The sequence below is a fragment of the Nocardia sp. NPDC055050 genome (assembly GCF_053608345.1).
The window spans coordinates 62,585-89,263 of sequence record NZ_JBSGVG010000001.1 but is presented as its reverse complement, the minus strand read 5'-3'; the positions used below and the strand labels follow the sequence as shown (position 1 = coordinate 89,263).

Below are 26,679 nucleotides of genomic sequence, written 5' to 3'. Positions count from 1 at the left end.
GACACCGTGAGCCGCAGCGCTGCGTAACCTTCGCTGTGCAAGGTTGCGGCTAGGGTCTATCGGCATGGCAGGTGTACGAACTCGGGCGCGGATCGCTGCCCTCTTGCTCCTCGTCGGCGTCGCGGCGACCGGTTGCGGCGGCTCCGAGAGCAGCTCCGCGCGTGACCTCTGTTCGCCGCCGGGACCGAGCGCCGCCGCTGCCGCGCCGACCAATCTGGCCGCGGGCGAAACCGCGGGCGCCGATCGCTACACCACCGCGACAACGGCGCCGGTCGACTCGATCGACACCACGAAGCTCGGCCTGCTCAACCCGGGCACCCTGAGCGTCGGCACCCTGTCCGACGCGCCGCCCAGCATCTGTGTCAACAGCGAGGGCGCCTTCACCGGCTTCGACAACGAACTCCTGACCGCGATCGGCGCGAAACTCGGTCTGCGCGTCGAGTTCTCCGGCACCGAGTTCGCGGGCCTGCTCGCCCAGGTATCAGGCAAGCGTTTCGATGTCGGCTCGTCCAACATCACCACCACCGATGCCCGCCGCGAACTGGTCGGCTTCACCAACGGCTACGACTTCGGCTACTTCTCCCTGGTCGTTCCGCAGGGCAGCGCGGTGAAAGGCTTCGGTGACCTGAACCAGAGCTCGCGCATCGCCGTGGTGCAGGGGACCGTGCAGGACGAGTTCGTGGTGAACCAGCTGAAGCTGGATCCGGTGAAGTTTCCCGACTACAACACCGCCTACGCGAATCTGAAGTCCGGCCAGGTCGATGCCTGGGTCGCACCGTCGGCGCAGGCCGAGGGCGCGATCAAACCGGGCGACGGAATCGTGGTCTCGCAGAACACCTTCAGCCTCGACAACTTCGTCGGCTACGCGGTGGCCAAGAACAACCAGCCGCTGATCGACGCGCTCAACTCCGGCTTGGACGCGGTGATCGCGGACGGCACCTATGCCCGTCTGTACGCCGATTGGGTGCCCCGTGAACTCCCGCCGGGGTGGAAGCCGGGCTCCAAAGCGGCTCCCACACCCCAGCTTCCGGACTTCAAAGCGCTCGCGGCCGAGAACCAGCCGGGCGAGACCGAACAGGTCGCGCAGAAGTCGACGCTGCAACAGTTGAAGGACACGTTCTTCGACTGGTCGTTGTACCGCAAGGCTTTTCCCGATCTGATCAAGACCGGTCTGCCGAATACCCTGATCCTGGCCTTGGTCTCGGGTGTCCTCGGCACCGCGATCGGCATGTTGCTCGCGGTGATGGGCATTTCCCGCACCCGCTGGTTGCGCTGGCCCGCCCGCGTCTACACCGACATCTTCCGTGGCCTGCCCGCCGTGGTGATCATCCTGCTCATCGGTCTCGGCATCGGTCCGGTGGTCCGCAATATCACCGGCGGCAACCCGTACTGGCTCGGCGCGGTGGCGCTGGCGCTGCTCTCGTCGGCCTATATCGGCGAGATCTTCCGCTCCGGTATCCAGTCGGTGGAGCCCGGTCAGCTCGAAGCCGCGCGCGCGATCGGCTTCGGGTACCGCCAGTCGATGACGCTGGTGGTGATCCCGCAGGGTGTGCGCCGGGTGCTGCCCGCGCTGATGAACCAGTTCATCGCGCTGATCAAGGACTCGTCGCTGATCTATTTCCTCGGCCTGCTCGCCTCGCAGCGCGAACTGTTCGCCGTCGGCCGCGACCTCAACGCCCAGACCGGCAATCTGTCCCCGCTGGTCGCGGCGGGCCTGATGTATCTGGTGCTCACCATCCCGCTCACCCACCTGGTCAACTACATCGACCAGCGCATGCGCACCGGCAGACCCACTCCCGCCGACCCGATCGAGCAGGCAGTCATCACAGAAGGGCGAGGCGCATGAGTGAGCGTAGCGAGCGGCAGACCAGCACAGCTGCATATGCAGTCATGGCGGAACCGAGCGCCAGCGAGGTGGCGGCATGAGTGCATCGCTGACCGGCACCGGGCTCAATCTGACGCTCGGCAACAACCACATCCTGCGCGGTGTCGACATCCACGTCGAGGCGGGCCACGCCACCACCGTCATCGGCCCGTCCGGCTCCGGCAAGTCGACGCTGCTGCGTGTGCTCAACCGCCTGCACGAACCCGATTCCGGCGATGTGCTGCTCGACGGCAAGTCGGTGCTGAAGGACAACCCCGACAAGCTGCGCCAGCGCATCGGCATGGTCTTCCAGCAGTTCAACCTGTTCCCCCACAAGACGGTCGCCGACAACATCGTGCTCGGCCCCCGCAAACTGCGCGGCCTGTCCGCCGACGAGGCCCGCGCGCTGGCGATCGAACAGCTCGAGATCGTCGGCCTGGCCGACAAGGCCGACGCCCGGCCCGCTTCGCTGTCGGGCGGCCAGCAGCAGCGCGTCGCCATCGCCCGCGCGCTGGCCATGAAACCGGAGCTGATGTTCTTCGACGAGGCCACCTCGGCGCTGGACCCCGAGCTGGTGAAGGGCGTGCTGGCGCTGATGGCCGACCTCGCCTCGGGCGGCATGTCGATGATCGTGGTGACCCACGAGATGGGGTTCGCCCGCGAGGTCTCCGACAGCGTCGTGTTCATGGATCAGGGCGTCGTCGTGGAGACCGGCACCCCCGACGCCCTGTTCGACGACGCCAAGACCCCACGCCTGCGCCGCTTCCTCGATCAGGTCCTCTGACCAGGTAAGGGGCCTCACAGCAACGCATGCGCAACTGCTAATGTCGGAAGTGCTTGGAGCTCCATTCGATCAGTACCGGACCGCGTTCCGGGAAACCGGAAAGAGAGAGCCGATGACCACCACGCACGCCGAACACCCGCAGCACACCCATGTCCACGGCCCCACCTGCGGCCACGTCGCCGTTCCGCACGAGGACCACGTCGACTACGTCCACGACGGCCACCTGCACCGCGAACACGACGGCCACTTCGACGAGTGCGAGACCACAGCACACGTCGAGCACACCGCCCACACCCACGAGCACGGCCCCGGTTGTGGTCATGTCGCCGTCCCGCACGGCGACCACGTCGACTACATCCACGACGGCCACCGCCACGCCGCCCACGCGGACCATTACGACGATCACTGACCACCGAGCCGACCCCGCCCCGGTGGGGTCGGCTGCCCGTATTACCTCTGGCTCGACGATCGATCGGTTCCCCGGATAATGTCTGTGCCTGCGGCCTGCGTCATGCCTGCCGATTCACGGATGGGGATTCTCGGTAGATGGGCAGAACAATCAGGCGCACAATGGCTTTCGGTGTCGTCGGCAGCGTGCTGGCCGCGTGCGCGGCCACCTTCGGCGCGGGCAACGGCCTGGCCGACGGGCGCGATCCGATCGTCGAAGCCAAGAAGCTCCTCGCGACGCCGACCACCGCGAACGGCTCGAACATCATCTCGAGCAGGGTCGATGATCGAAATCTGACCATGCTGGTCTTCTCCGCCGCGATGAACAAGGGCATCACCGTGAAGGTGCAGCGTCCGAAAGACGCCTCTGTGCCGCGCCCGGCGCTCTACCTCCTCAACGGCGCCGGGGGCGGCGAGGACCGCGCGACCTGGTGGCAGAACACCGATGTCGGCGATTTCCTCGCCACCAAGGACGTCAACGTGGTGATGCCGATCGGCGGTGCCTGGGCGTACTACACCGACTGGCAGCAAGACGACCCCGCGCTCGGCCGCAACAAATGGCGCACCTTCCTCCTCGACGAACTCCCGCCGCTGGTCGACGCGGCACTGGGCACCAACGGCGTCAACGCCATCGCCGCCAACTCGATGACCGCGACGGCCGTCCTGCAATTGGCCGAGGCCAAACCGGGTTTCTACCAGTCCGTCGCCGGCTACAGCGGCTGCGCGCAGATCTCGGACCCGATCGGCAAGCAGTTCACCAAGCTGGTCGTGGAGACCTACGGCGGCGGTGACGTCGGCAATATGTACGGTGCCGACGACGACCCGGCCTGGGTCGCCAACGATCCGGTCGTCCACGCCGAGAAGTTGCGCGGCACCAGGCTGTTCGTCTCGGATGCCTCCGGCCTGCCGGGCCCGCACGACCGCATCGACGACCCGTACATGATGAATCCGACGCCGTTCGGCCTGGCGAACCAGCTCGTCGTCGGCGGGATCATCGAGGCCGCGGTCAACTGGTGCACCCGCAACCTCGAGTCCCGGCTGGACGAGTTGGGGATTCCCGCCACCTTCGACCGTCAGGCGAGCGGCACGCACTCCTGGGGCTATTGGCGTGATGCCTTCTATCGGTCGTGGCCGGTGCTGGCCGCGGGTTTGGGACTGCCCGAATAGCCGGTCAGTCGGTGACGGTGGCGAAGGCGGCCCAGAGCAGGGGCGAGTTCTCGGCCGCCGGAGCGTCTCGCCATGCGGACAACTGTGATCGCTGCCAGGTCAGCAGGGTGGGGACGGGTGTGGAGGAATCGTGAGCGGTGTCCACGGCGCAGACCGCGGCTTGCAGCGGGTGGCCCGTGGTGGGGGTGAGAGTGTGGAAGGCGTGGTCGGTGGGCAGCGGCCAGCGGGTGGCGGTGACGAGTTCGGCGCCCGCCGAGAGGGCCGCGGTGGTGAGGCCGAGGGCCTCGGTGAAACGCAGATCGCCGCCGCTTTCGCAGGCGATGAGGGCGACGCGGCTCGGCATCGGCCACCGGTCACGTCCGGGGACGGGGGTGGAGTCGAGCGTATGGGTGCCGAGGAGGAGGTCTTTCGCCGAGAGGGGGCGATGGGTGCGGTTCGTCGCCGCGAAGCCCCGGGTGTCGGCGGTGCAGCTGAGGTGGAGCTCGGCGTGTTCGCTGCGTCCCGATTCCGGTGCGGGAGCGGTGACATGGCCGACGTAGACGAGTCGGCTCGCGCCCGCCCGCAGCGCCTCGGACAACCAGTCGCGGTCGGTGTCGGCGCGACGGAACAGTTCCACCGCGTCGTCGACACGGGGAACCACGCGCTCTCCGTAGCGGCCGAAGTGTTGTGCCACCAGGGTTTCCGCCGACGGTCTGCCGAGCACCGAGCCGAGTTCGGAGTCGGCGCGAAACCCCGGCACGCGCGGATCGAGTACCGCGACCACGGGTAGCTCGCGAGTGTCGTTCCAGCGGCGCGCGATTCGATCCGGCGCGTGTACCACCGAGACCGGTGCGAGCAGGCTGATGTCGGCGATGTCCAGCAGCCGGATCCCCGCATCGGGGGCGAGGATCTCCCACGGCACCTGCGCCAGCCTGGGTGAAGGCTGGATCCGCAGATGTGGCCGAATCCCCCGCTGCGACAGTTCGTACAGCTGCACGGCGAGCCCATAGGGCAGCAGGGTGCGTGACAAAGACTGCGCCAGAGCACTTTCCGCCTCGGGATCGACCAGTGCCCCCGCGGTCATGACCCGGCGCAGATCGTCGGGTCGCGCGGGGTCGGGTACCGCGTCGGTCAGCAATCGCAGTGTCTCGCGCACGTGGTCTCGGGGCAGCACCGCTACGCCGCGCGCCAACGTTTCGTCAGCCCATCGCCACGACACGTACACGTCACCCGCGTCGGCCAGTCTGATGAAAGCTGTCGGCACACTGCTGAGTTCGGCAGCCGAAGGCGTTCCCGTTGCCGGCTCGTTCACAGCGCGATTACCCGGCTGTCGCGGACGGGGCGTCCGTAGCGCTGCTCGGCGTGGGAGATGAAGTCCGCTAGGACGATGCGGCCGCGGTCGGTCAGCCGGGGTGGTGGCGCGACGGGGATGCCCGCGGCGGCGGCGACATCGGCGAGCGCGGCGCCGAGTTGCAGGGCCGGTGTGGTGATCTGCTCGGCGGGCTCGGGATCGAACAGCTGGAATTCGAGGGTAGGCGCCGTGACGTCGGAGTACCCGGTGGTATCGAGAGTCGTCCCAGCACACTGTGTCTCGATCAGATCGCTCACCAGTTGACCGTTTCCGGCGAGCGCGGCGCATCGGAAGGCAACGCGCATGGCGGGTTCGGCGACGGTGCGGTGCCAGTGTTCACGCTGGTTGCCGTTGGGGAGGGTGTGGCGGACGGCGTCGATGGCGAGGGCGGCGGGGACCGCCAGGGACACCGCGCGGGCCACCAGGTCCGGATCCGGTTGTGCCGCTTGCTCGATCGAGGTGTGGAGGAGTTCGGCGTGCCAGTAGTCGAGCTGGGCGCAGTGCATCCCGAGTCCCTGGGCGGCGTAGGCCGCGAACGAGGTGTCCAGTAGCTGCTCGGCGGCAGCGAGATCGCCTTCCGCACAGGCGACGGTGGCCAGGCGCAGCCGCACGTCCGCCGCGTCCACCACCGCGCCGGTGGAGTCGAACCGATCCAGTGACCGTTCGTAATACGCACGCGCCGTGGCGAAGTCATCGCGGCGTTCGGCGAGAAAACCCATCGTCTTCGACCCGATCCCGGACCAGTGGCCCAGTTCACCGGCCTCGAAGAACTCCTGACTGGCCAGCAACGGCTCCTCGGCCTCGTCGAAATGCCCGGCCCGCACCAGCATCGTGGCCAGATTCTGCTGCGACTCCGCGACCGAGGCGGCCTCGCCCGCCGCGGCGAAGGCGGCTACCCCTTGCCGAGCGAAGTCGATAGCCAGTTCCCAGCGACCGGTCTCGAAGGAACAGGCCGCCAGGTTCATCAACGGGTGACCGGCCAGCTCCGGCGCGAAACGCTCGGTCACACCGAGAGATTCGACCGCCAGCTCACCGGCGCGCGCCCACTGCTGCCGGTGCAGCGCGACCGCCGTCAGCGACAGCAGGCACGCCACCCGCAGCAGCCCCTGATCGGTGCTGTCGGCGAGCAGCACACGCGCCTGCTCGAGCACATCCTGCGCGGCATCGAACTCGCCCAGATGCTGGAAGGCCTGCGACAGATTCACCAATGCCGCAGGTCGCTGATGTGCGGCATCGTCGGGCATTTCCGCCAATGCCGTTCGGAACAGCACCACCGAGCGCCGATGCTCACCGAGCTCGTCGGCCATACTCGCGGCATTGATCAGCGCGGCACTGCGCAATCGCGGCGCCGCATCGTCGGCCGCCCGCTCGAAGATCTCCAGTGCCGCGACCACATCGCCACGCTGATAGGCCGCGTACCCCGCGGTGAGCTGGGCGTCGTCGCGATCGGATGTCCTGCCCGTGGCTGCCATCAGAAGTCCTCGTCTGTTTCGGCGGCCGCTGTTTCGGCGCTCAGGCGCTGGTCGCCGGTGTGTTCGGTGAGCCGGGCGCGGGCGAATCGGCGGATCCGCTCCCGGGCGGCCGACTCGTCTTGCGGCGGATCGGCAGGACCGACACCAAGCACGAAAACGGTGATCTCCGGCGAGCTTTCCGGTGTGCCGGGGATTCGCGCCGAGCCGGTCCAGGCATCGCCCCGCAGGTGCAAGGGCATCTCGACATCGGGTCCCGGTCGGTCGTGCGCGGTGTCGGCGGGCAGCCGCACTCGAACCCGCGCGTGCGGCCGAAGGTGTTCGGGGACGAGTCGCCGACAATCCGGCGCGGCGACCACGCTGACCCGCACCGTCGATACCCCGGCCGCGCGGGACACCTGCCACGACACGGCGTGCTCGCCCGCGTCGAGAATGCCGGGCGGGCACCGTCGCCAGTCCCAGCCACCACTGCCGCGCGCCACGATCAGCCCGTCGGACGAGTCGGCGCCGCCGGCCGCCAAGGCGTAGTCCTGCGCGCGGCCCCGTGATCCTGTCGACTCGCCCAGCGGCCTTCGCTCGTCGGTGGAGTCGGATAACCCGAAGTCTTCCTGCGTGCCCGACCCGCGATTCCCCGAGCCGGCGTCGCGCTCCGTGCCGTGCTCGCCGTCATCGCCGTCGACCGCCATCTCGCATTGCGCGGTGAGCATCCCGATTTCCTCGACCAGCAGCCGCGGATCCAGGGCGGGAATGCCGTCGATGGTCGACGCGGGCCACCACCGGCTCGCCCAGTGCGCGTAGGCGAGTCGCCGCAGGGCCGCCGCCGGCGCGCGTCGAGCGGGCGCGGCTGTCAGCGCTGCGGGCCGGTTGTCCGCGAGCGCCGAGGCGACCTCTTCGCCGTACACCGCCCACACCCAGTCCTGTGCGGCATCGACGTCATCGAGTACCGCGGCGGGCACCGATTCGTCGTCGAACAGGCTCCAGCTCAGATGCCCGCCCACGACCTCGAGAACCAGCACATCGAGCCCTGGCGCGGCATCGGTGACCAGTGGCGTCCGCTCCGGAGCGATCACGAGCAAGCCCGGCTCCGCACGGCGAAGGTGGACGACTGTCATCAGCTGGCCCTCGCTTCCACATCGGCCACGGTGTCGGCGGTCAGCGCCTGTTTCACCCGGGTGCGGTGGTCCAGGATCACCGACCGGGCGACACCGTCGAGCAGATCCCACAGCTCACCGGGATCGAACACCGGTAGCTCGCGCACATCCCGACCGTGCAAACGCACCCACAACCTGCGCGAATACGGCCGCCACGGCGCGTGCAACTCGGCGGCCACCGCCGCGAGCGGTCCCGTCTGCCCGTCGACCGCGTGCACCGCGTACCGACGCGCCTGCAGCACATACCCTTCCCGCCGCCAGCGACCGTTGACCACGTCGTGCGCACGCGACGAAGGAGCCGGGTGGACCGCCGCCGGGGCACCGAACGGGGAGAGACCCAGCGCCAGTTCGGTACCCGCCGCCGCGGCGACCCGCAGCGATTCGTCGAGCAGTCCCCATGGCGAACAACTACGCGAGATCTCCCGCGTGACCAGCTCCGCAATCTCGGGGAGGTCGGTCCGATCGATGCTGCCCTGCAACACCGTGAAGACCCGCTCGTACACGGTCCGGTCGAAGGGCAGACCGAGACTCGCGGTCGACGCGGACGCGCCGAGCTCGGGGCGCTGTGGGCTGGCACAGCTGGTGAGCCCCAGGTCGTCGGCGCCCGCGTCGGGATGCGCGAGCCACAGGGCGATCCCGCGCCGGGTGCCGGCACCGCTGTCGACGATGTCGTCGAACAGCGGCCCCGCATCGGCCGGATCTCCCGAACGGGCGAGCGTGCAGGCTTCGAGCAACTCGGTCAGTTCGGCCGCCAGATCCCTTGCGCCGTAAGGGGCGAGCGGGCGGCGTGCCCAGGCGATGTCCAGCAGTTGCGCCAGTTCGGCCGCGCGAGCCGGGTCGGTGACATGGTGTTTCAGTGCGGCGGTGGTGCGCCCGCCGGTGCTGTCGTGGACTTCGCGCAGCGTCGCCTCGGCCCTCGCGTGCGCGCGGTCGCCCGCAGGCGCACCGTCTACGGTCGCCAGCTCGAAGCAGCGCTGGAAGTACAGATCCTGGGCGTTGCCCTCGGTGATCCGCAGCCTGCGCCGCACCTGCTTCAGGACCACGAACCACGCCGCACACGCCCGCAGCGCATCGGACTGCGCGTGCAGCAGTGCCGTGAGCAGCGCGATCCCGTCCTCGTCGAGCATGCTCGACGACAGCCCGGGATGCTGCATCGGCCGCAGCACCAGCGGATCGAGAATCAACTTCACCGTCCGCCGCAACGGTCCGCCGTCGGCCCCGCTCAGCGCGTCGACTCCGTCGAGCCCCCGCCACACCTCATCGAGCACCATGGCGCGCGGTCTCCGCATCCGACCAGGTTATAGGTATTTTCGGCGGCTGGTGCGGCGGTTGCCGAGCGCGAAAGTTGGGATCGGTAGGCGGGGAATGATTTCTACCTTTCTCTCAACGGGTTACCAGCCCGGTCACACCGAGAGAAACGGAAACCACCATGAACACCAAGCTGATCGCCGCCCTCGCCGCTTCCGCCGCCGCCACCGCGCTGTTCGTCACCGGTTGCAGCGACGATGCCGGCACCGCCTCCCCGAGCACCGCCGGATCGGCCGCTCCGGCCCCGGCCGCGGGCAAGTCCACCGCCACTGTCGACGGCAAGGAATTCACCGCGAAATTCGACACCACCTGTGCCAAGCAGGGGGGCACCCTCGCCCTGGCGCTCACCGACACGGCCAACGCCACCTACGGCAGCCTCTCGGTCAGCGCGTCGGTCGAAGGCGACAAGGTCCAGGCGGTCGCCATCGGCGGTAGCCAGGGCGGCGCCAACGGCCTGCCCTACGCCGTCGGCTACGGCAACGGCCAGCCCGGCGGTTCCGCGACCCTGGCCAAGGACGGCAACACCTACCGCATCACCGGCGAGGGCATCAGCGCCGACATGACCAACCCGCTGGCGGGCCCGTCGACGGCGAAGTTCGACATCACCTTCGCCTGCTCCACCATCGTCGGCGCCTGACCCTTCGCGACCCGGTCGCATCCATCCAAGGAGAAATCATGAAATCCAAGCTGCGTGCGGCCGCGGTCGCCTTCGGAATCCTCGCCATCGGCTACTACCTCTTCTACGGCCTCACCTACACCCCCGACGAATACACCGGCGCGATGCTCGGCTGGGTCGGTCCCCAGATGGCCCTGCCGATCATCGCGCTCACCATCGTCCCGATCGTCTTCGCCTTCACCGGCGACGGCATCCTCGAAGCCTTCACCGGCCGCAACAGCAGCGAGTTCCGTGACGGCGCGGTCGGTATCGGCACCATTACCTCGTTCCGGCAGACCGGCGTCTCGGTGAACGACCAACCGCAGGTCAAGATCGCTTTCCGGGTCGAGGGGTCCGACGGAAAGGTCTTCGACTCGCACGCCAAGATGATCGTGCCGCTCACCGAACTGGCCCTGCTGCAGCCGGGCGTCGTCCTGCCGGTCCGGTATCTGCCCGGTCGCACCGACAAGGTCGAGGTCGACCGCTCCGGCGACAACGGCGCCGCCCAGCGCGCGATGAACGAATCACTCATCCGCAAGGGCATCACCACCCGCGGCAAGCTCGACATCGCCGAACGCGGGCTGGCCGCCCAGGCCGTGGTCCGCAGCCTGGACGTCCCCGGCCGCATCCGCGGCGGCTACACCGAGATCGCGCTCGGTCTGGTGGTCACCCGCCCGGACGGCACCACGTTCGAGACCCGCGCCGAGAAGTACCTGCCGCCCACCGCAGTCGGGCACGTGCAGGTGGGCCGGATCGTGCAGGTGCACTATCTTCCGGGCAACGAGCAGGAAGTGGTGATCTCCCTTCCGGTCAACGCCTGATGACAACTCCCGCGCACTCGGCGCGCGCTGTGGCTGATCCATCCGTGATCGGTCACAGCGCGCGCCGAGTTTTGGTCGTCCGTTCATCTACGCGTTCCCGATGGCTCGCTTGGGCTGCTTACGGTGCCCGGAGTCCGTTCTACTCAGGAGTCACCGTGAGTCCGAAACCGCTCGCCCTGTTCGTCAAGCATGACGGTCAGTCGGCACGCGCCGCCCTGACCTGTGAATACAAGTGCGGCAACGCCTGCTTTCACGAGCCCCCGAACACCTCCGAGGGTGCCTACTTCGGTGACATCGTCAGCGGCCTCAACCGCCGTGGCCTGATCAAGGGCGGCGCGGCCGCGGTGCTGGCCGTCGGCGCCGCGAGCGCGCTGGCCGCCTGTGGTGACGACTCCGAGGCCGCGAAGACCCCGGCCCCGACTCCGGCCGGAACCCCGGGCACCGGAACGGCGTTCACCGCGGTGGCGCCGAACAAGGAAGACGCGCTGACCATTCCGGAGGGCTACGACCAGCAGGTCGTCATCCGCTGGGGTGACCCCCTCTTCGCCGACGCCCCCGCGTTCGACTTCGACAAGCAGACCGCCGCGGCGCAGCTGAAGCAGTTCGGCTACAACAACGACTTTGCCGCGCTGATGCCGATCGAGGGCCAGGCCAACAGCTACCTGCTCGTGGTCAACCACGAGTACACCACCGGTCCGATGATGTTCCGCGGGTACAACAAAGACGCCCCGACCGACGAGCAGATCGCGATCACCAAGGCCGCCCACGGCATGGCCGTGGTCGAGGTCAAGGGCGAAGCGGGCTCGGGCAAGCTCACCCCGGTTTTCGGCAAGTACAACCGCCGCATCACCGCCGACACCGAGTTCCTGCTCACCGGCCCCGCCGCGGGCAGCGCGTTCACCGTCACCGGTGCCGACCCCTCGGGCAAGAAGGTCCTCGGCACCTTCGCCAACTGCGCCGGTGGCGTGACTCCTTGGGGCACAGTGCTTTCCGGCGAGGAGAACTTCAACGGCTACTTCGCCAACGGCGACAAGGCCTCCGACCCGCAGGGGCGCGTCAAGCGCTACGGCTTCCCCAAGGGCGGCACGCCGAACCAGTGGGAGCGCACCGACAAGCGCTTCGACCTGAGCCAGGAACCCAACGAGGCCAACCGTTTCGGCTATGTCGTCGAGGTCAATCCGTGGGACGCCGCCGCCACGCCGATCAAGCACTCCGCGATGGGTCGCCTCAAGCACGAGGGCGCGTCGATCTATGTCACCGACTCCGGTGATGTCGTCTCCTACACCGGCGACGACGAGAAGTTCGACTACATGTACAAGTTCGTGTCCTCGCGCAAGATCCAGTCCGGCACCGGCGCTTCCGCGATGCGGCACAACCTGACCATCCTCGACGCGGGCACCCTCTACGTCGCCAAGCTCACCGGCGACCACGCCGACAAGATCGACGGCAGCGGCGCGGTCCCCTCCGACAAGGGCTTCACCGGCAAGGGCCAGTGGATTCCGCTGCTCGAGACCGGCGACGACGGCAAGGGCAAGTCCCTGGTCGACGGCATGTCCGCCGCCGAGGTGGCGGTGTTCACCCGCCTGGCCGCCGACAAGGTCGGCGCCACCAAGATGGACCGCCCCGAGGACTTCGAGGCCAACCCGTTCACCGGCAAGGTCTACGTGGCGCTGACCAACAACGACAACCGCGCCAAGGACGACAAGCCGGGCGTCGACGAGGCCAACCCGCGCAAGCTGAACAAGAACGGCCAGGTCCTCGAGCTCACCGACAACCACACCGGCACCGACTTCACCTGGTCGCTGCTGCTGGTCTGCGGTGACCCCGCCGCCGCCGACACCTACTTCGCCGGCTTCGACAAGACCAAGGTCAGCCCGATCTCCTGCCCGGACAACCTGGCCTTCGACCCGTACGGCAACCTGTGGATCTCCACCGACGGCAACGCCCTCAAGACCAACGACGGCCTGTTCTCGGTGATCCTCGACGGCCCCAACCGCGGTGAGACCAAGCAGTTCCTCACCGTGCCCAAGGGCGCTGAGACCTGCGGTCCGATCGTCACCGAATCCCACGTCATCGTGTCGGTCCAGCACCCCGGCGAGGCCGACGACGCCACCCCCGACAACCCGCAGTCCCACTGGCCCGACGGCGGCACCTCCCAGCCGCGTCCCGCCGTGGCGGTCGTCTGGAAGAAGAACGGCGGACGAATCGGCGTCTAGCCGGCTCCCGATCCGCTGACGAAACCGCTACTCGGCTGGGCGAGTGGCGGTTTTGTCATGTCTGTCCTCAGCTGCTGCCGAACATTCCCGACATGTTGGCGAAGCGGGCGAGGTCGCCTTGCGCGCCGCTGTAGATGTTGACGTCGGTGCCGCCGTGGATGCCGGGGACCGTGCCGCGGTCGGTGGTTTGCCAGAAGGTCCAGGCGGGCCAGTTGCCGGGGACCTCGGGCTGGTCGTTGCCGCTGTAGTCGGCGATCCAGAGCGGGTATCGGGTGAAGGCGCTGGTGTCGGCCATCGCGGTCTTCCAGAAGTGCGGGTAGGTGTAGATGATGGGCGTGCGGCCGGTGAGGGTTTGCAGCGCGTTGAGGTAGCGGTGGGTCCAGTCGATGAGCGCGGCGGAAGCCAGGCCACCCGAGGTTTCCAGGTCGAGCACCGGGGGCAGGTCGAGGGGCCCGTTCTGGCCGAGGACCGTCGCCGCGTACATCGCGGCCTGCGGTTCGGGCGGCAGCTCGGGTCGCGCGAAGTGGTACGTCCCGCGCGCCACCCCGGCGGTCCGCATGAGAATGCTGTCCTGCACGAAGAACGGATTGATGTAGTGCAGGCCCTCGGTGGCCTTCACCATCGCGAACTGGTGTCCGGCCGCGCGCACCGCGTGCCAGTCGATCATCCGGCCGTCCACATGCTGCCAGGACGACACATCCGGCCCGCTGGGCTCCGCCTGCGCGGTAGCGGGAAGTGCGCAGACCAGGGCGATGAGCGCAACACAACCACGAACCGTCGAACTCCAGCGCTTGGTGTCCATGGCCGTCGACCGTAGTGACTTGTTGCCTGTGTGACCAGTGGTGTTGGTGTGTGTCTGTGAAAAGTTACCGAAAGCCTGTCGGCCCGTGCCCGTATCTTGGTGCGGACATCGGCTGACAGGGAGTGGTGGCATGGCGCGCAAGCGTGAGGTGCGGTTCGAACCGGCGGTGGCGAAGCCGGGGGCGCTGCGACCCGCGGTCTCGCCCGGCGACGATCCGATCGACGAACTGACCGTGACCGACGTCGAATATCGCGACGCGGATTTCGCCGAGCGTCACGTCTCCGGCATGAGCGTCGAGGCCTGCCTGTTCGACAGCGTTCGGTTTCCGAGCACCCTGCGCCACAGCACCATCGCCGAATCCACGCTGCGGGTCTGCGATCTGGCCAACGTTCAGGCCGATGACTCCTCGATGATCGAATCCCTGATCGAGCACGGTCGTCTCACCGGATTGTCGTGGACCGCAGGTGTTCTCCGCGACGTCCTGATCGACTCCACGCGCGCCGACCTGTCCTCCTTCGCCCAATCCCGCCTGCGCACAGTGGTGTTCCGGGACTGCGATCTACGTCAAGCCGACTTCCAGAGCGCCGAGTTCCGTAACGTCCGCTTCGAACGCTGCAACCTCGTCGGAGCCCGTTTCGCCGGCGCCCGCATTCAGCAGAACCTGCGCTTCGAAGACTGCGACCTCACCGGCATCTACGGCATCACCGCCCTGCGCGGCGCCACCATCAACGGCGGCGACCCGGAGGGACTGGCGTCGACTCTCGCGCGCGAACTCGGCATCACCGTCGAATGGCACACCGACATCGCGGAGAACTAGCCGAGCCAATCGAGCACCGAAGCGGCAGTCCAGGATTGCTGCATACTCCCCAGTGGAGCGCCGGTGAACGGCTCGTAGTACTCGGCGAAGCTGCCGTCACTGGCCTGGCGCAGGCCTTCGGCGCGGAGCATGTAGGAGCGCTCCGCCCAGCCACGGCGGGCGAAGGCCCAGGAGAACAGCCAGCTCATCACCGGCCAGACGGGGCCGCGCCAGTATTCGCGGGAGCGGAAGTCCTTGGCGACCGGCGAGGTCGACGGTGGCAGGGCGTAGCGCAGGTCGGGGTGGCCGCAGAAGCGTGGGCCCTCGAAGGTGTTGAGGAGGGCGCGCTCGGCGTGGCGGGGCAGGCCACCCGAGATCAGCGGGGCGAACATGGCGAGGGTTTCGGTACTGATCCAGCGTTGCAGGCGGACGTCGTAGTCCTTTGCGGCGCCGGTCCGTTCGTCGGTGGTGGCGACCACGCCCTTGCGGAAACGGTCGGCCCAGCCGTGCAGTTCGCGGACGTCGGCGTGCGGTTGTTTGTACTCCTCGCCGATATCGGCGAGCACCTCGCAGGCCAGTGCGAAGATCGCCGACACGAACACGTCCTCCACGGCGAAACTCATCACCGAGGTGAGCTGGAAATCGTCGTAGTTCGCGCGCCGCATCTGCTCGACCAGCCACAGGTAGCGGTCGTACTCACGGTCGCTCGGCCGCTGGGTGGGGTCGGAGATGATCGAGGTGTCCGCGCGCCGGTACGGCGGAAGATCCGTCCCCGGAACAACATTGGCGTAGGCGCGGTCCCAGCGCGGCGAGTTGTCCATGCCGGATTCCCAGCCGTGATACAGCGTGATCCGCCCGGTTTCCTTCGGGTCGCGGGCATGCGCGAGCCAGCGGTGCCAGCGCACCAGATCAGGCCAGCGGCGGTTCAGGAATTCCTCGGCGACCGCGCGGGTGGAGCGGCCGTGCCTGCGGGAATGATCGAGGATGCGCTGCACGGCGATGGCGTGCACCGGTGGCTGGGTGATGCCGGAGGTGTCGGGGCCGTCGGGGGCGTTGCTGGCCAGCTTGCGACATTCCCACCGCGCGGGCCCGGGAAAGTATCCGTCGACACCGTTGGCGAACACGATGTGCGGGATCATCCCGTTCTTCCACTGCGCCGACAGCAGCGTGTCGAGCTCGACCACCGCCCGCTCCACGCTCAACGGCGCCAGCCCCACCGCCACGAACGCCGCGTCCCAGCTCCACATGTGCGGGTAGAGGCGGGGCGCGGCGCTGGTCATCGTGCCCAGGTCGTTGCCCCGCAGGAGGTAGGCGGCGCGGGCCGCGAGCTGCGTCGAGGTGAAACCTGGGTCGGTCATCTATCTATTCTGCGGTGGAGCAGGCCCGGTGGCATCTCGACGGCACTGTGACGATCAGTACCCGGCTTGACGCGACCCGTTCTGCGCCGCCGACCCGACCGAGCTGAGCATGGTGGTGATGCACAGCCCGACCAGCAGGTTGATCGCCGCGGTCGCGATCTTGGCGTCCAGGTCGGCGACCAGCGTGAACGGCAGAATCACCGCGACGGCCGTCAGGAGCAGGCAGATCCAGGTGAAGAAGGTGAGCGGGCTCGGCATCGCCAGCAACAGCACCATCAACAGGGCCGTGGCCAGCAGCGCGGCGCCCGCGGCGGCGATGGCGTAGGAGGTGGTGGAGACGGTGCCGTACGCACCCGCGCCCTCGGGCGAGAGGATCGCGATGCCGAGCACACCGCGGATCAGCATGATCGCGACGACCACCAGCAACGCGGCCACGACGGCCGTGCCGATACCGCCTGCCCACAGCTTGCCCACATTGACCTTGGGCTCCGGTTCGCCCTGCGGATACTGGGGCTGGCCCTGGCCGTACTGGGGCTGGCCCTGGTGCTGGGGGTACTGCGGGTCCGCTGGTCCGTAGTTGTACCGGGGATCGGTCATAGTCCGACGGTACTAGTCGTCGCTGTCATCCGCGCGCGGAAACGGCCAGGGTGTCGAGATCTCCGTGCCCGCTAGCGTGGGATGTATGACGGTGACCAGTACTCCCGCCCAGACCGCTCTCATCACCGGCGCGAGCCGTGGACTCGGTGCCGCGATCGCCCGCGAACTCGCGCCCACCCACGACCTGCTGCTCGGTGCCAGATCCGCCGACGCGCTGAAGCCGATTCTCACCGAGCTGCCCGAGGCGACGGGCTGGCCGGTCGCGCTCACCGACTACGCGGCGGTCGCCGCGGCCGCCGAGCCGATCTCGCGACTCGACGTCCTCGTGCACAACGCGGGTATCGCCGACCTCGGAACGGTCGCCGAGTCCTCGGTCGAGCAGTGGCGCGAAACCCTCGAGGTCAACCTGATCGCGGTTGCCGAGCTGACAAGGGTGTTGCTGCCCGCACTGCGTGCCGCGAACGGGCACGTGGTGCTCATCAATTCGGGCGCGGGATTGCGCGCGCATCCCGGCTGGGGCTCCTATGCGGCCGGCAAGTTCGGGTTGCGGGCCTTCGCCGACGCGCTGCGTCAGGAGGAACCCTCGCTGCGGGTGACCTCGCTGTTCCCCGGTCGCATCGACACCGATATGCAGCGGGCGATCGTCGCCGACGAGGGTCGCGAGTACCGGCCGGAGGAGTTCCTCACCGCCGAAACGGTGGCCGGTGCCGTGCGAACGGCCGTCGACACCCCACGGGACGGGCATCCGACCGAGATCGTGTTGCGGCCGCGCTGACCGCGACGGGGCGATTCGGTATGGTCGCCGATAGCTGCGTCCAGGGGGTCGGCGCTGGAATTCGCACAGAGGTATCCGCTGGTTCAGGCGCTCGATGGATTCGGTGGGTACCGTGCCGCTGATTTTGATCGTGCCCTGGCTCGTGGCGAGGTGCACCCGGTTCGAGTAGGGGTTTGGTAAGTGGATAGACGTCGAATGCTGGCGATGTTGGCCGCGGGTACCGCCGTGGCGCTGACCGGCTGCGCGACCGCCGAGGGCGAGACCGTCGCGGCGGGTTCCGGCGGCGAGATCCCCACGCCGCCGCCCGCTCCGACCCCCGTCCAGCCCCTGCTCCCGCCCCCGCCGGGCGGGCCGAAGTCGATCATTCCCCCGAAGCCCATCACCGCGCTGCCCGGCCAGGGGCTCACCATGGCACTGACGGTCGACGACGGCGCGAGTGCCGAAGTCGTCGGCGCGTACGTGAAATGGGCGAAGGACACCGGCGCCCGCTTCACCTTCTTCGTCACCGGCTACTACGACTCCTGGACCATCCACCGCGACGCGCTGCGCCCGCTGGTGGAATCGGGCCAGATCCAGCTCGGCAACCACACCTGGGACCACGCCGCCCTGACCAAGATCAGCACCACCGAGGTGGCCGACCAGCTCGGTCGCACGAAAACGTTCCTGCGCAACAACTTCGGCGTCGACGGCACCCCGTACTATCGACCGCCGTTCGGATACCACAACGCCACCGTCGACAAAGTGGCCGCCGACCTCGGCTACACCGTCCCCGCCATGTGGTACGGCTCCCTGTCCGACTCGGGTCTCATCACCGAGGAATACCTGATCGAGTGCGCGCACAAATACTTCGCCGCCCAGTCGATCGTCATCGGCCACGCCAACTTCCCACCGGTCACCCACTGCTACGGCCAGCTGGTCGACATCATCAGGTCACGCAACCTGGCGCTGGTCACGCTGAACGACGTCCTGGAAGTACGAAGCTGATCTCGCAAGAACATGGGTAACTCACCGGGCACGAGCTGACCCGCCCACCTCACAAAGCTTGCCGCGTCCCCAGTACCCGGGTCTGGCCGACAGACCCGGGGAGGCGGCTACGGCACGATGTTGACCATCTTTCCCGGCACCACGATGATCTTGCGGGGCGCCTGACCGTCGAGCAAGGCGATGACCTTCTCGTCGGCCAGGGCGGCGGCCTCGATCGACGCGGGGTCGGCGTCGGCGGGGACCTGGATTCGGCTGCGGACCTTGCCCTTCACCTGGATCGGGTATTCCACCGAGTCCGCCACCAGCAGTGCGGGGTCGGCGGCGGGGAAGGGGCCGTGGGCCAGGGAGGTGGTGTGGCCCAGGCGTTCCCACAGTTCCTCGGCGATGTGGGGAGCCAGCGGAGCGAGCATCAGCACCAGGGGTTCCACGGCGGCGCGGGGGGCGCCGGTGGGGTAGTTCTTGGTGAGATGGTTGGTCAGCTCGATCAGCTTGGCGCCCGCGGTGTTGTCGCGCAGCGCGGCCAGGTCCTCGTCGACGCCGGCGATGGTGCGGTGCACCAGGCGCAGGGTTTCATCCGAGGGCGCGGTGTCGGTGGCCTTCACCGTGCCGGTTTCCTCGTCGACCACCAGGCGCCAGACGCGCTGCAGGAAGCGGTGCGCGCCGACGACGTCCTTGGTCGCCCACGGGCGCGAGGTGTCGAGCGGACCCATCGACATCTCGTAGAAGCGGAAGGTATCGGCGCCGTAGAGGTCGCACATCTCGTCGGGCGAGATGGCGTTCTTCAGCGACTTGCCGATCTTGCCGTACTCCTGGGAGACCTCGATCTCGACGCCGTCGGCCCCGGTCCAGAAGAACTTCGCGTCACGTTCGACGATCTCGGCGGCGGGCACGTACGCGCCACGGGAGTCCGTGTACGCGTACGCCTGCACCATGCCCTGGTTGTACAGGCGGCGGTAGGGCTCGCTGCCGGAAACATCGCCCAGGTCGAAGAGCACTTTCTGCCAGAATCGCGCGTACAGCAGGTGCAGCACCGCGTGCTCCACACCGCCGATGTACAGGTCGACACCGCCCGGATCGTTCGGGCCGTGCTCGGCCGTGCGCGGGCCGAGCCAGTACTTCTCGTTCTCCTCGGCGCAGAACGTCTCGGTGTTGGAGGGGTCGGCGTAGCGCAGCTGGTACCAGGAGCTACCGGCCCAGTTGGGCATCACATTGGTGTCGCGGCGGTACTGCTTGGGCCCGTCGCCCAGATCCAGCTCCACGTTCACCCAGTCGGTGGCCTTGGCCAGCGGCGGGGACGGCTCGGAGGCGGCGTCGTCGGCGTCGAAGGTGACCGGCGCGAAGTCTTCCATCTCCGGAAGTTCCACGGGCAGCATGGATTCCGGCAGTGCGTGAGCCACGCCGTCGGCGTCGTAGACGATCGGGAACGGCTCGCCCCAGTACCGCTGACGCGCGAACAGCCAGTCGCGCAGCTTGTACTGGACGGTGCCGGTGCCGTGACCCTCGGCTTCGAGGTGACCGATCATCGTCGCCTTGGCCTCGTCGACCGAAAGCCCGTTCAGGAAGCCGGAATTCACCAGCTTGCCCTCGCCGGAGTGGACCGCTTCGGCGACGTTCCCGCCGTCGATCACCTCGATGATCGGCAGATTCAGCGTCGTCGCGAAATCCCAGTCACGGCTGTCGTGGCCGGGCACAGCCATGATGGCGCCGGTGCCGTAGCCGCTCAGCACGTAGTCGGCGATGAAGATCGGCACCTGTGAGCCGTCGGCCGGGTTGGTGGCGTAGGAGCCGAGGAAGACGCCGGTCTTCTCCTTGTTCTCCTGACGTTCCAGATCCGACTTTGCCGCGATCGACTTGCGGTATGCGGCAACGGCTTCCGCGGGGGTGGCGCTGTCGTTGGTCCAGCGGGCATCCGTATCGGCGGGCCAGGCGGCGGCGGTCAGTTTGTCGACCAGCTCGTGCTCCGGGGCCAGCACCACGTACGTCGCGCCGAACAGGGTGTCGGGGCGGGTGGTGAACACCTCGATGGTCTCGCCGTCGGCGTCGAACCGCACCTGGGCGCCACGCGAGCGCCCGATCCAGTTGCGCTGCATGGACTTCACGTTGTCCGGCCAGTCCAGGGTGTCCAGGTCGTCGACCAGGCGGTCGGAGTAGGCGGTGATGCGCATCATCCACTGCCACATGCGCTTACGGAACACGGGGAAGTTCCCGCGCTCGCTGCGCCCGTCGGCGGTGACCTCTTCGTTCGACAGCACGGTGCCGAGTCCCGGGCACCAGTTGACGATCGAATCCGATTGGTACACCAGGCGGTACGAGTCGATCAGCGCGCCTCGCTCAGCCGCCGACATGGTGTTCCAGTCCCCTTCGGGGACCGGCCGCGCGCCGGTCGCGAACTGCTCTTCCAGCTCCGCGATCGGCCGGGCCCGACCGGCTTCCTGGTCGTACCAGGCGTTGTAGATGCGCAGGAAGATCCACTGCGTCCACCGGTAGTACTCGGGGTCGGTGGTGGCGAACGAACGCCGCGGGTCGTGGCCGAGGCCCAGCCGGTCCAGCTGACGCTGCATGGTCGCGATGTTGGCTTCGGTGGTCACCCGCGGGTGCGCGCCGGTCTGTACCGCGTACTGCTCGGCGGGCAGACCGAAGGCGTCGTAGCCGAGCGCGTGCAGCACGTTGCGCCCACGCATGCGGTGGTAGCGGCCGAAGACGTCGGTGGCGATATAGCCCAGCGGGTGGCCGACGTGCAGGCCTGCGCCCGAGGGGAACGGGAACATGTCCTGGATGAACAGCTTGTCGGCCGGCGTCTCCCCGGCGAGCGGCCCGACCGGGTTGGGCGCGTTGAAGGTGCCGCGCTCGGTCCAGTTCTGCTGCCAGCGGCGTTCGATCCGCCCAGCCAGCTCGGCGTTGTACCGGTGCTGAGGTACGTCAGTCTCGGTTGCACGAGTGTCCTGCACGGTCCTGCCTTCTTGTTCTCGCCGATCCCCGGTAAACATCGTCTAACAGCGTAGAACGTGGACGCGAGGCGATTTCCCAAGGGCCGAGAACATGGCGCGCGGCCGCGACGGCACGCGCCGTCGGTGTGTGGCCGGTCACGCTCGGCGGGGAGCCCTGATTTCGGGCCTTTACGGGTGCGCTAGCCTGCATGAATGGTCGTCGTCGCTCTCCTGTTGTTCGCGCTGGCCGCGGTCGCGATTGTGACCGGCGTGCTCGGACTGCTCGGCAAACTGCCCCGCAACCGCTTCCTCGGTGTCACCACCGAAGCCGCGCTGCACAGTGACGACAATTTCCGCCTCGCCAACCGCATCGCCGCCCCCACCTCCGTCGGCGCGGGCGCCCTGCTGTTCGCCGGCGGACTGGTCGTGCTGGTCGCCGGTGGTCTCGCGAGCGTCGGCGTAGCCGCGCTCGTCGCGGTCATCGCCATCTTCACCCTCGGCGCAGGCGCCAACGCCGCCGCCCGCACAGTAGAACCCCTCCTCCCGCCCGCCCCCGTCGGCGGCTGCGGCTCGTCCTGCGGCGGCTGCTCCCTCCGCGACACCTGCGCCCCCGCCAACTAACCCTCTAGCGGCAGGGTCCTGCGTTCCGGTACAACAGGAGGCAGGACCTTGATCGGGGGGAATTGTGAAGGTTGTTGGGGCTGGGCTTGTTCTTGCGCTGATCGGGGCGATCACTACCGGCTATTCGGCGACCGCGGGGATCGTGCTGATTGTCGTCGGGGCGGTCGCTGTGGTGGTCGGTGGCGTTCTCGCCTTTCGCGATCCCGGAGGTTCTCGGAAGTCGAAGCGGTGGTGGGCCGCGGGGTCGACCGCGGGCGGGGTCAGCTGGTTCGGTGACGGCGGCGGGCAGTCGCACGGCGGCGGTGGGGGAAACAGCGGCAGCGGCGGGCACGGTGGCGGCGGTTGTAGCGGTGGCTGCGGAGGCGGCGGCTGTGGGGGTGGCGGCGGCGAATGATCGCTGACCGCACCCTCGACAGTGGTTGAACCACAAGGGGATTGCAAGAACGCGCGGTTACGGTCGGCCTCGACATACCGAAGGTAGGGCTCGTGCGCCTCAGCAAGGTCGCCGCCACTGTTTTCGCCTTCTTGTCGGAGGGCTCGGCGTGGTGGGAATCGTGGCCTAGGTAATTCGGTGCCGCCGGTCTGCGGCGGCGCTCATCTCGGGGGAGGAACCATGGTCTTTGTCGTGGCGTTCATCGTCGCTGTAGTCGTGCTGTTGCTCGGCGGTGGTATCGGAGCAGTGCTGCTGGCGACCACGATCGTGCTGGTGCTGTTCGGGCTCGTCATGCTCGGTGCCACACCGGAAGCCAGAACCGAACGTGACGCGGCCGCGGTTCGTCGGGCGCGTCGGCGTGCGACGTCGGGGCAGGTGCGGCGTGCGACGAGCCGGAGACGGTCGGCGTGGTCGAGTGGAGGTGGCCGCAGTGATTCGTCGAGCGGTGACTATTCGTCGACCAGTGGTGATTGACGGTCGCTGCTGCGACATCGTTTCGCACGGAAAGCGTTCGGGTACAACGTAGTAACAACTGATCTGGGGGGAATCATGAAGGTATTCGGGCTCGGACTGGCACTGTTCTTCGTCGGATTGTTCATCGGCGCATTCGAACCGGTGCTCGGTGTGCTGGTCATCTTGGTCTCGGTGGGCTTCATCGCGACCGGTTGTGTCCAGCTCAACCGCGCGTCCGGACATCGACAGACGCACTCCGGCGGCCGCCGCGATCGGGGTTGGGCCGCGGGCGGAGCCGCTGCTGCGGGCACGTACGGCTCCGGCGACAGCGGTAGTAGCGGAAGCAGTTGCGGCGGCGGAGGCGGCGGCGGTTGTGGTGGGGGAGGCGGCGGCGGGGGCTGCTGACCGGGCGTTCTCACCGCTGGTCGACCGCAAGGGGATTGCAAGAACGCGCGGTTACGGTCGGCCTCGACATACCGATCCAGGTAGGGGGTCCCCATGAACTTCATCGATGTGATCGCCACGTTGCTCGCGATCGTCGTAGTCGCGGTATTTGCCGTTCTGGTCATCGGAGGTCCGGTGGTGATCATCGGGATGATCATTCGGGCGACCGATACCCCGGCCGACAGGACCAGGCGCGCGCAGCGGGCCGCGAATCTACAGCGGGCGCGCACCCACTCGCGGGCACGGCGCTCGGGCTCGAGTGGCTGGAGCTCCACTGACAGCAGCTGGTCCAGCGGCAGCGCCTGGTCGGCGAGCAGCGACTCCGGATCCAGCAGCGGCAGCAGTTGCGGCGGCGGCAGTAGCAGCAGCTGCGGTGGGGGAAGTAGCAGTAGTTGCGGCGGCGGAAGTAGCTGCTGATATCTGAACGGACAATCCTCATGCTCTACGCTGCGGGAATTCTGGTAGCTCTGGTCGGGCTGATCGCCGCCGGCCATTCGCCGCTGGCCGGCCTCGGCCTGCTGGGCTTCGCGGTGACACTGCTGACGATCGGCGGTGTGCTGAGTTTCCGGAATTCGCGCCGCTTGCGGTCGAAATACCAGCGTCTGCGGATCGATACCGGCGGCAAGGCCGGTCGACGAGGGATCGACGACGCGGACTCGCTGAGCGCGACCTACGGCGGCGGCGACTGAGGACTGGTTGCCGCGTCGGGCTGCCTGAAAGCGAATTGCAAGGACTCGCGATTACGGTCGGTCCAGACATACCCGGTCGCACCACGCGTTCGACATTCGCAGGAGGTTTCCGATGGCAGCTACGCGTTCTGACCTGCGGGGGAGCAGGGAGTACATGGCCGGGGCGTTGGTGCTGCTGATTGTCGGGCTGATCTCCGCGGCATACGGATGGATGTTCACGGCGGCGATCCTGTTCTGCTCGCTGGTGTTCTTCATCATGGGCGTCACCCGGATCGTGCTGCGGCCGAAGCGGGGCACCGGTGGCGCTGCGCGCAGGTCGGGATGGCTTGCCGCGGGGAGTGCCGGTGCCGGGTTCGCCGGGACCGACGGAGGCAGCGGTGATGGTGGCAGCGGGGGTAGTTGTGGTGGCGGGAGCGGGTGCGGCGGCGGGGGCGGCTGCGGTGGTGGCGGCGGGTGCTGAACCGCGGATGACCGGGACCTGGTGGAGGGGGCCGGGTCCCGGTCGTGGTGACCCGGCCGGTGGCCGGGTCGGGTTCCGTTGTCGAAGGGTTACCGCAGGTCGACGAGGGCGGCGTGGACGGCGTGCCCGGCGGCGGGATCGCCGACCGTGATGCGAGCGCTGCCGTCCGGGTAGGCCTTCGCTTTGATACCGGCGCGGCGCAGGGCGGTGGCCACGCCGGGTCCGGGTAGGTAGAGGAAGTTCGCGTGACTGGGCGGTACGTCGATTCCGCAGGCGCGCAGAGTGATTCGCAGGCTGTCGCGTTCGCGGTTGATGCGGTCGACCCGGTCGCGGAGTTCCGTGCCCGCCGCGTAGGCGGCGCGCACCGCGGCGATGGACGCGGTGGGAGTGCCGAAGGGCAACTGCTGGTGGCGGATTCGTTCGATCAGTTTTCCGCGGCCCACGCAGTAGCCGATCCGCAGCCCGGCCAGTCCGTACGCCTTCGAGAAGGTGCGCAGGATCAACAGATTCGGGTGACGGTGCAGCAGGGTGTGGATATCGAGACGGTCCGCCGGATCGAGGAATTCGACGTAGGCCTCGTCGAGGAGCACCGGTACGCGGTGCGGTATCGCGGCGAGGAAGGAGCGCACCGCCGTCGCGTCGAGGACGGTGCCGGTGGGATTGTGCGGGCGGCACAGCACGACCAGGCAGGTGCGCCGGTTCACCGAGCGGCGCATGGCGGTCAGATCCTGATTGCCGCCGGAGTCGAGGGGGATCGGGACAAGGGTCATCCCGGCCATCTCGGCCATGATCGGGTAGCCGTCGAAAGTGGGTGTGCCGGTGAGAAGTTCACCGGTGCCGAGCGCCCGCATCACCTGCATGGCGACACCGGTGGCCCCCGCGCCGACCACCACATCGTCGGGCGAGACCCCGAGGTGGTCGGCGATCACCCGCGGCAGTTCCTCCGGCAGGAACTCCGGATACCGGTTGGCCTGGGTGAGCGCGGCATTCACCGCTGCCAGCACGGAGGGCAGTGGGGGAAAGGGGTTCTCGCTGAGACCGAGGTCGAACAGCGTGGGTGTCGCCGTGGCATGGAACCGACGGGAGGGGATCGTCGGTTCCACCAGCCGCACAGTCATCGCGCCGCGCCCCAGCGAATAGCCGCCGCACCGGCGAAATCACCCGCGTGCGCGAACGCCGACAGCAGAACCACCGACCCGTTGCGCAACCGGCCTGCTCGGTTCTCCGCATCGAGAGTGACGGGAATGCCCGCGGCGAACAGGTTTCCGCACTGGTCGAAGGTATCGGGATGACGTTCGGCGGGCAGCTCCAGCGCGTCGTGCCAGTTGCGCAGGAACAGCCGGTTCGGCTGATTGGTGACGAAGGTGTCGATATCGCTGCTCTTCACTCCGATCCGTTTGCAGACCTCCAGCGCCACCTCCGGCACCAGCCGATTGCCACGCGCGAACACCTTGGTGATCTTGGATTCGGAGAAGCTCACGCAGCCCTGGCCCTCGCCCGGCTCCCAGTACTTGCGCGGACCGTTCGTGGAAAAGTCCATGTCACCGGCGAATTCGGGATAGGTGCGGGTTTCGATATCGAGGATCGGGCCCGAATCATCCTTGCGCAGCAGGCCGATTCCGCACCCGTCGCCCGGCACCGGAGCCTGCGCCAATTTCCGGATATCGGGCTGGGTGAACACCGGGCCCGCACAATTCTGCGCGGCGACGATCAGCGCGGTCTTCGCCTCGCTGGTGGCCATCATCATCCGGGCCATCGCCATCATCTGGACGAACGCGGCGCACCCGCTGTTGTGCACGTCGAGTACCTGCGACGGACGAGCGCCGAGCCGGCGAGCCAGTTCGGGGCCCGCGCCGAGCACCGGATTGTCGGGCAGTTGGGTGTGGGTGATGATGATGTCGATCTCGGACGCGAGGTCGGCGCCGTGGCGTTCGCGCAGCTGGGCGAAAGCCTGCTCGGCCATGTCGACGGCGGTTTCGTCGCGGCCGATGTGATGACGGCCGGTCGGCGAACGGAACATCACGTTCTTCGCCATCCGCTCCGAGCGGGAGAACTGGGTGAAGTAGTCGGTCGGGACGGGGTCGCCGGGCAGATAGCTCGCGACGTCGATCAGACTCACCTGCGGCAT

At 68.1% G+C, this 26,679-nt stretch carries 25 protein-coding genes; 15 read left to right on the top strand and 10 right to left on the bottom strand.

The genetic code is table 11. The features are described 5' to 3' along the window. Window positions 1–64 precede the first annotated feature (64 nt). From ACWGCN_RS00405 to ACWGCN_RS00390, 4 genes are all read left to right on the top strand, one after another. Complete coding sequence (locus ACWGCN_RS00405) at window positions 65–1,846, top strand: ABC transporter substrate-binding protein/permease (protein WP_378989248.1); 1,782 nt, start codon at window positions 65–67, stop codon at window positions 1,844–1,846. A 76-nt stretch (window positions 1,847–1,922) separates the two neighbouring features. Further along, window positions 1,923–2,648: an amino acid ABC transporter ATP-binding protein gene (locus ACWGCN_RS00400; RefSeq protein WP_301904090.1), complete on the top strand. Its 726-nt coding sequence runs from the start codon at window positions 1,923–1,925 to the stop codon at window positions 2,646–2,648. A 112-nt stretch (window positions 2,649–2,760) separates the two neighbouring features. Next, on the top strand, window positions 2,761–3,057 hold the full coding sequence (locus tag ACWGCN_RS00395) for a hypothetical protein (RefSeq protein WP_378989247.1): 297 nt from the start codon (window positions 2,761–2,763) through the stop codon (window positions 3,055–3,057). 137 nt (window positions 3,058–3,194) lie between these two features. Continuing rightward, window positions 3,195–4,262 (top strand): alpha/beta hydrolase, encoded by a 1,068-nt coding sequence (locus tag ACWGCN_RS00390; protein WP_387446103.1) that lies wholly within the window; start codon window positions 3,195–3,197, stop codon window positions 4,260–4,262. 4 nt (window positions 4,263–4,266) lie between these two features. On the opposite strand, the gene ACWGCN_RS00385 is transcribed toward ACWGCN_RS00390, so the two are convergent. From ACWGCN_RS00385 to ACWGCN_RS00370, 4 genes are read right to left on the bottom strand one after another with little or no spacing between them, the layout of a single operon-like run. Further along, window positions 4,267–5,505 (bottom strand): CHAT domain-containing protein, encoded by a 1,239-nt coding sequence (locus ACWGCN_RS00385; RefSeq protein WP_452457993.1) that lies wholly within the window; start codon window positions 5,503–5,505, stop codon window positions 4,267–4,269. Between the two features lie 44 nt (window positions 5,506–5,549). After that, window positions 5,550–7,064: a tetratricopeptide repeat protein gene (locus ACWGCN_RS00380; RefSeq protein ID WP_452457994.1), complete on the bottom strand. Its 1,515-nt coding sequence runs from the start codon at window positions 7,062–7,064 to the stop codon at window positions 5,550–5,552. Beyond that, window positions 7,064–8,173, bottom strand: coding sequence for a hypothetical protein (locus ACWGCN_RS00375; RefSeq protein ID WP_452457995.1), 1,110 nt, complete (start codon window positions 8,171–8,173; stop codon window positions 7,064–7,066). Before ACWGCN_RS00375 ends, ACWGCN_RS00380 begins: the two co-directional genes overlap by 1 nt. Then, entirely contained in the window at window positions 8,173–9,483 is a 1,311-nt protein-coding gene (locus ACWGCN_RS00370; protein ID WP_449967003.1) for a hypothetical protein, read from the bottom strand. The genes ACWGCN_RS00375 and ACWGCN_RS00370 overlap by 1 nt, the downstream gene beginning before the upstream one ends. A gap of 158 nt (window positions 9,484–9,641) precedes the next feature. On the opposite strand from ACWGCN_RS00370, the gene ACWGCN_RS00365 reads away from it, so the two are divergent. From ACWGCN_RS00365 to ACWGCN_RS00355, 3 genes are all read left to right on the top strand, one after another. After that, a complete protein-coding gene (locus ACWGCN_RS00365) occupies window positions 9,642–10,157 on the top strand; it encodes a lipoprotein LpqH (protein ID WP_379315771.1) in 516 nt (171 codons plus the stop codon). Window positions 10,158–10,195: 38 nt separating this feature from the next. Next, window positions 10,196–10,996 (top strand): hypothetical protein, encoded by an 801-nt coding sequence (locus ACWGCN_RS00360; protein WP_378989241.1) that lies wholly within the window; start codon window positions 10,196–10,198, stop codon window positions 10,994–10,996. A 155-nt stretch (window positions 10,997–11,151) separates the two neighbouring features. After that, a complete protein-coding gene (locus tag ACWGCN_RS00355; protein ID WP_449966506.1) occupies window positions 11,152–13,212 on the top strand; it encodes a PhoX family protein in 2,061 nt (686 codons plus the stop codon). Between the two features lie 67 nt (window positions 13,213–13,279). Here the strand turns inward: ACWGCN_RS00355 and ACWGCN_RS00350 are convergent, their stop codons facing one another. After that, entirely contained in the window at window positions 13,280–14,014 is a 735-nt protein-coding gene (locus ACWGCN_RS00350) for a glycoside hydrolase family 25 protein (RefSeq protein ID WP_387446108.1), read from the bottom strand. 130 nt (window positions 14,015–14,144) lie between these two features. On the opposite strand from ACWGCN_RS00350, the gene ACWGCN_RS00345 reads away from it, so the two are divergent. Then, window positions 14,145–14,831, top strand: coding sequence for a pentapeptide repeat-containing protein (locus ACWGCN_RS00345; RefSeq protein WP_449966503.1), 687 nt, complete (start codon window positions 14,145–14,147; stop codon window positions 14,829–14,831). Here ACWGCN_RS00345 and ggh read toward each other — a convergent pair. Further along, window positions 14,828–16,168, bottom strand: a complete 1,341-nt coding sequence (gene ggh, locus ACWGCN_RS00340; RefSeq protein WP_378989237.1) for a glucosylglycerate hydrolase — start codon at window positions 16,166–16,168, stop codon at window positions 14,828–14,830. The two genes, ACWGCN_RS00345 and ggh, sit on opposite strands and share 4 nt — an antisense overlap. Window positions 16,169–16,222: 54 nt before the next feature. Continuing rightward, window positions 16,223–16,765 (bottom strand): DUF6069 family protein, encoded by a 543-nt coding sequence (locus ACWGCN_RS00335; RefSeq protein WP_379318613.1) that lies wholly within the window; start codon window positions 16,763–16,765, stop codon window positions 16,223–16,225. Window positions 16,766–16,850: 85 nt separating this feature from the next. Here ACWGCN_RS00335 and ACWGCN_RS00330 point away from each other — a divergent pair, with 85 nt between their 5' ends. Together ACWGCN_RS00330 and ACWGCN_RS00325 are read left to right on the top strand one after the other, a co-directional pair. After that, complete coding sequence (locus tag ACWGCN_RS00330; protein ID WP_452457996.1) at window positions 16,851–17,540, top strand: SDR family oxidoreductase; 690 nt, start codon at window positions 16,851–16,853, stop codon at window positions 17,538–17,540. A gap of 195 nt (window positions 17,541–17,735) precedes the next feature. Next, window positions 17,736–18,524 carry a polysaccharide deacetylase family protein gene (locus ACWGCN_RS00325; RefSeq protein WP_378989536.1) on the top strand — a complete coding sequence of 263 codons (789 nt, stop codon included), beginning with the start codon at window positions 17,736–17,738 and terminating at the stop codon, window positions 18,522–18,524. Window positions 18,525–18,631: 107 nt separating this feature from the next. Here the strand turns inward: ACWGCN_RS00325 and leuS are convergent, their stop codons facing one another. Beyond that, complete coding sequence (gene leuS / locus ACWGCN_RS00320; protein ID WP_452457997.1) at window positions 18,632–21,472, bottom strand: leucine--tRNA ligase; 2,841 nt, start codon at window positions 21,470–21,472, stop codon at window positions 18,632–18,634. Between the two features lie 192 nt (window positions 21,473–21,664). Between leuS and ACWGCN_RS00315 the strand changes: the two genes are divergently transcribed. From ACWGCN_RS00315 to ACWGCN_RS00295, 5 genes are all read left to right on the top strand, one after another. Next, window positions 21,665–22,072 (top strand): SdpI family protein, encoded by a 408-nt coding sequence (locus tag ACWGCN_RS00315; RefSeq protein ID WP_452457998.1) that lies wholly within the window; start codon window positions 21,665–21,667, stop codon window positions 22,070–22,072. Between the two features lie 613 nt (window positions 22,073–22,685). Further along, window positions 22,686–22,979 (top strand): hypothetical protein, encoded by a 294-nt coding sequence (locus tag ACWGCN_RS00310; protein ID WP_452457999.1) that lies wholly within the window; start codon window positions 22,686–22,688, stop codon window positions 22,977–22,979. Window positions 22,980–23,054: 75 nt separating this feature from the next. Next, complete coding sequence (locus ACWGCN_RS00305; RefSeq protein WP_452458000.1) at window positions 23,055–23,363, top strand: hypothetical protein; 309 nt, start codon at window positions 23,055–23,057, stop codon at window positions 23,361–23,363. Window positions 23,364–23,839: 476 nt separating this feature from the next. Further along, window positions 23,840–24,091 carry a hypothetical protein gene (locus ACWGCN_RS00300; RefSeq protein WP_378989230.1) on the top strand — a complete coding sequence of 84 codons (252 nt, stop codon included), beginning with the start codon at window positions 23,840–23,842 and terminating at the stop codon, window positions 24,089–24,091. A 112-nt stretch (window positions 24,092–24,203) separates the two neighbouring features. Then, window positions 24,204–24,551: a hypothetical protein gene (locus ACWGCN_RS00295; RefSeq protein ID WP_452458001.1), complete on the top strand. Its 348-nt coding sequence runs from the start codon at window positions 24,204–24,206 to the stop codon at window positions 24,549–24,551. A gap of 89 nt (window positions 24,552–24,640) precedes the next feature. Here ACWGCN_RS00295 and ACWGCN_RS00290 read toward each other — a convergent pair whose 3' ends face one another. Both ACWGCN_RS00290 and ACWGCN_RS00285 read right to left on the bottom strand, forming a co-directional pair. Continuing rightward, complete coding sequence (locus tag ACWGCN_RS00290) at window positions 24,641–25,669, bottom strand: aminotransferase class I/II-fold pyridoxal phosphate-dependent enzyme (protein ID WP_449966483.1); 1,029 nt, start codon at window positions 25,667–25,669, stop codon at window positions 24,641–24,643. After that, window positions 25,666–26,679: a 3-oxoacyl-ACP synthase III family protein gene (locus tag ACWGCN_RS00285; protein WP_387446181.1), complete on the bottom strand. Its 1,014-nt coding sequence runs from the start codon at window positions 26,677–26,679 to the stop codon at window positions 25,666–25,668. The genes ACWGCN_RS00290 and ACWGCN_RS00285 overlap by 4 nt, the downstream gene beginning before the upstream one ends.

Coding starts and splice junctions, on each gene's coding strand:
- ACWGCN_RS00350 (WP_387446108.1), bottom strand. CDS start 14,014: ATGGACACCAAGCGCTGGAGTTCGACGGTTCGTGGTTGTGTTGCGCTC.
- ACWGCN_RS00305 (WP_452458000.1), top strand. CDS start 23,055: ATGAAGGTATTCGGGCTCGGACTGGCACTGTTCTTCGTCGGATTGTTC.
- ACWGCN_RS00365 (WP_379315771.1), top strand. CDS start 9,642: ATGAACACCAAGCTGATCGCCGCCCTCGCCGCTTCCGCCGCCGCCACC.
- ACWGCN_RS00325 (WP_378989536.1), top strand. CDS start 17,736: ATGCTGGCGATGTTGGCCGCGGGTACCGCCGTGGCGCTGACCGGCTGC.
- ACWGCN_RS00310 (WP_452457999.1), top strand. CDS start 22,686: ATGGTCTTTGTCGTGGCGTTCATCGTCGCTGTAGTCGTGCTGTTGCTC.
- ACWGCN_RS00395 (WP_378989247.1), top strand. CDS start 2,761: ATGACCACCACGCACGCCGAACACCCGCAGCACACCCATGTCCACGGC.
- ACWGCN_RS00315 (WP_452457998.1), top strand. CDS start 21,665: ATGGTCGTCGTCGCTCTCCTGTTGTTCGCGCTGGCCGCGGTCGCGATT.
- ACWGCN_RS00330 (WP_452457996.1), top strand. CDS start 16,851: ATGACGGTGACCAGTACTCCCGCCCAGACCGCTCTCATCACCGGCGCG.
- ACWGCN_RS00285 (WP_387446181.1), bottom strand. CDS start 26,679: ATGCCGCAGGTGAGTCTGATCGACGTCGCGAGCTATCTGCCCGGCGAC.
- ACWGCN_RS00345 (WP_449966503.1), top strand. CDS start 14,145: ATGGCGCGCAAGCGTGAGGTGCGGTTCGAACCGGCGGTGGCGAAGCCG.
- ACWGCN_RS00370 (WP_449967003.1), bottom strand. CDS start 9,483: ATGGTGCTCGATGAGGTGTGGCGGGGGCTCGACGGAGTCGACGCGCTG.
- ACWGCN_RS00300 (WP_378989230.1), top strand. CDS start 23,840: ATGCTCTACGCTGCGGGAATTCTGGTAGCTCTGGTCGGGCTGATCGCC.
- ACWGCN_RS00335 (WP_379318613.1), bottom strand. CDS start 16,765: ATGACCGATCCCCGGTACAACTACGGACCAGCGGACCCGCAGTACCCC.
- ACWGCN_RS00400 (WP_301904090.1), top strand. CDS start 1,923: ATGAGTGCATCGCTGACCGGCACCGGGCTCAATCTGACGCTCGGCAAC.
- ACWGCN_RS00405 (WP_378989248.1), top strand. CDS start 65: ATGGCAGGTGTACGAACTCGGGCGCGGATCGCTGCCCTCTTGCTCCTC.
- ggh (WP_378989237.1), bottom strand. CDS start 16,168: ATGACCGACCCAGGTTTCACCTCGACGCAGCTCGCGGCCCGCGCCGCC.
- ACWGCN_RS00390 (WP_387446103.1), top strand. CDS start 3,195: ATGGGCAGAACAATCAGGCGCACAATGGCTTTCGGTGTCGTCGGCAGC.
- ACWGCN_RS00360 (WP_378989241.1), top strand. CDS start 10,196: ATGAAATCCAAGCTGCGTGCGGCCGCGGTCGCCTTCGGAATCCTCGCC.
- ACWGCN_RS00295 (WP_452458001.1), top strand. CDS start 24,204: ATGGCAGCTACGCGTTCTGACCTGCGGGGGAGCAGGGAGTACATGGCC.
- ACWGCN_RS00290 (WP_449966483.1), bottom strand. CDS start 25,669: ATGACTGTGCGGCTGGTGGAACCGACGATCCCCTCCCGTCGGTTCCAT.
- ACWGCN_RS00375 (WP_452457995.1), bottom strand. CDS start 8,173: ATGACAGTCGTCCACCTTCGCCGTGCGGAGCCGGGCTTGCTCGTGATC.
- ACWGCN_RS00380 (WP_452457994.1), bottom strand. CDS start 7,064: ATGGCAGCCACGGGCAGGACATCCGATCGCGACGACGCCCAGCTCACC.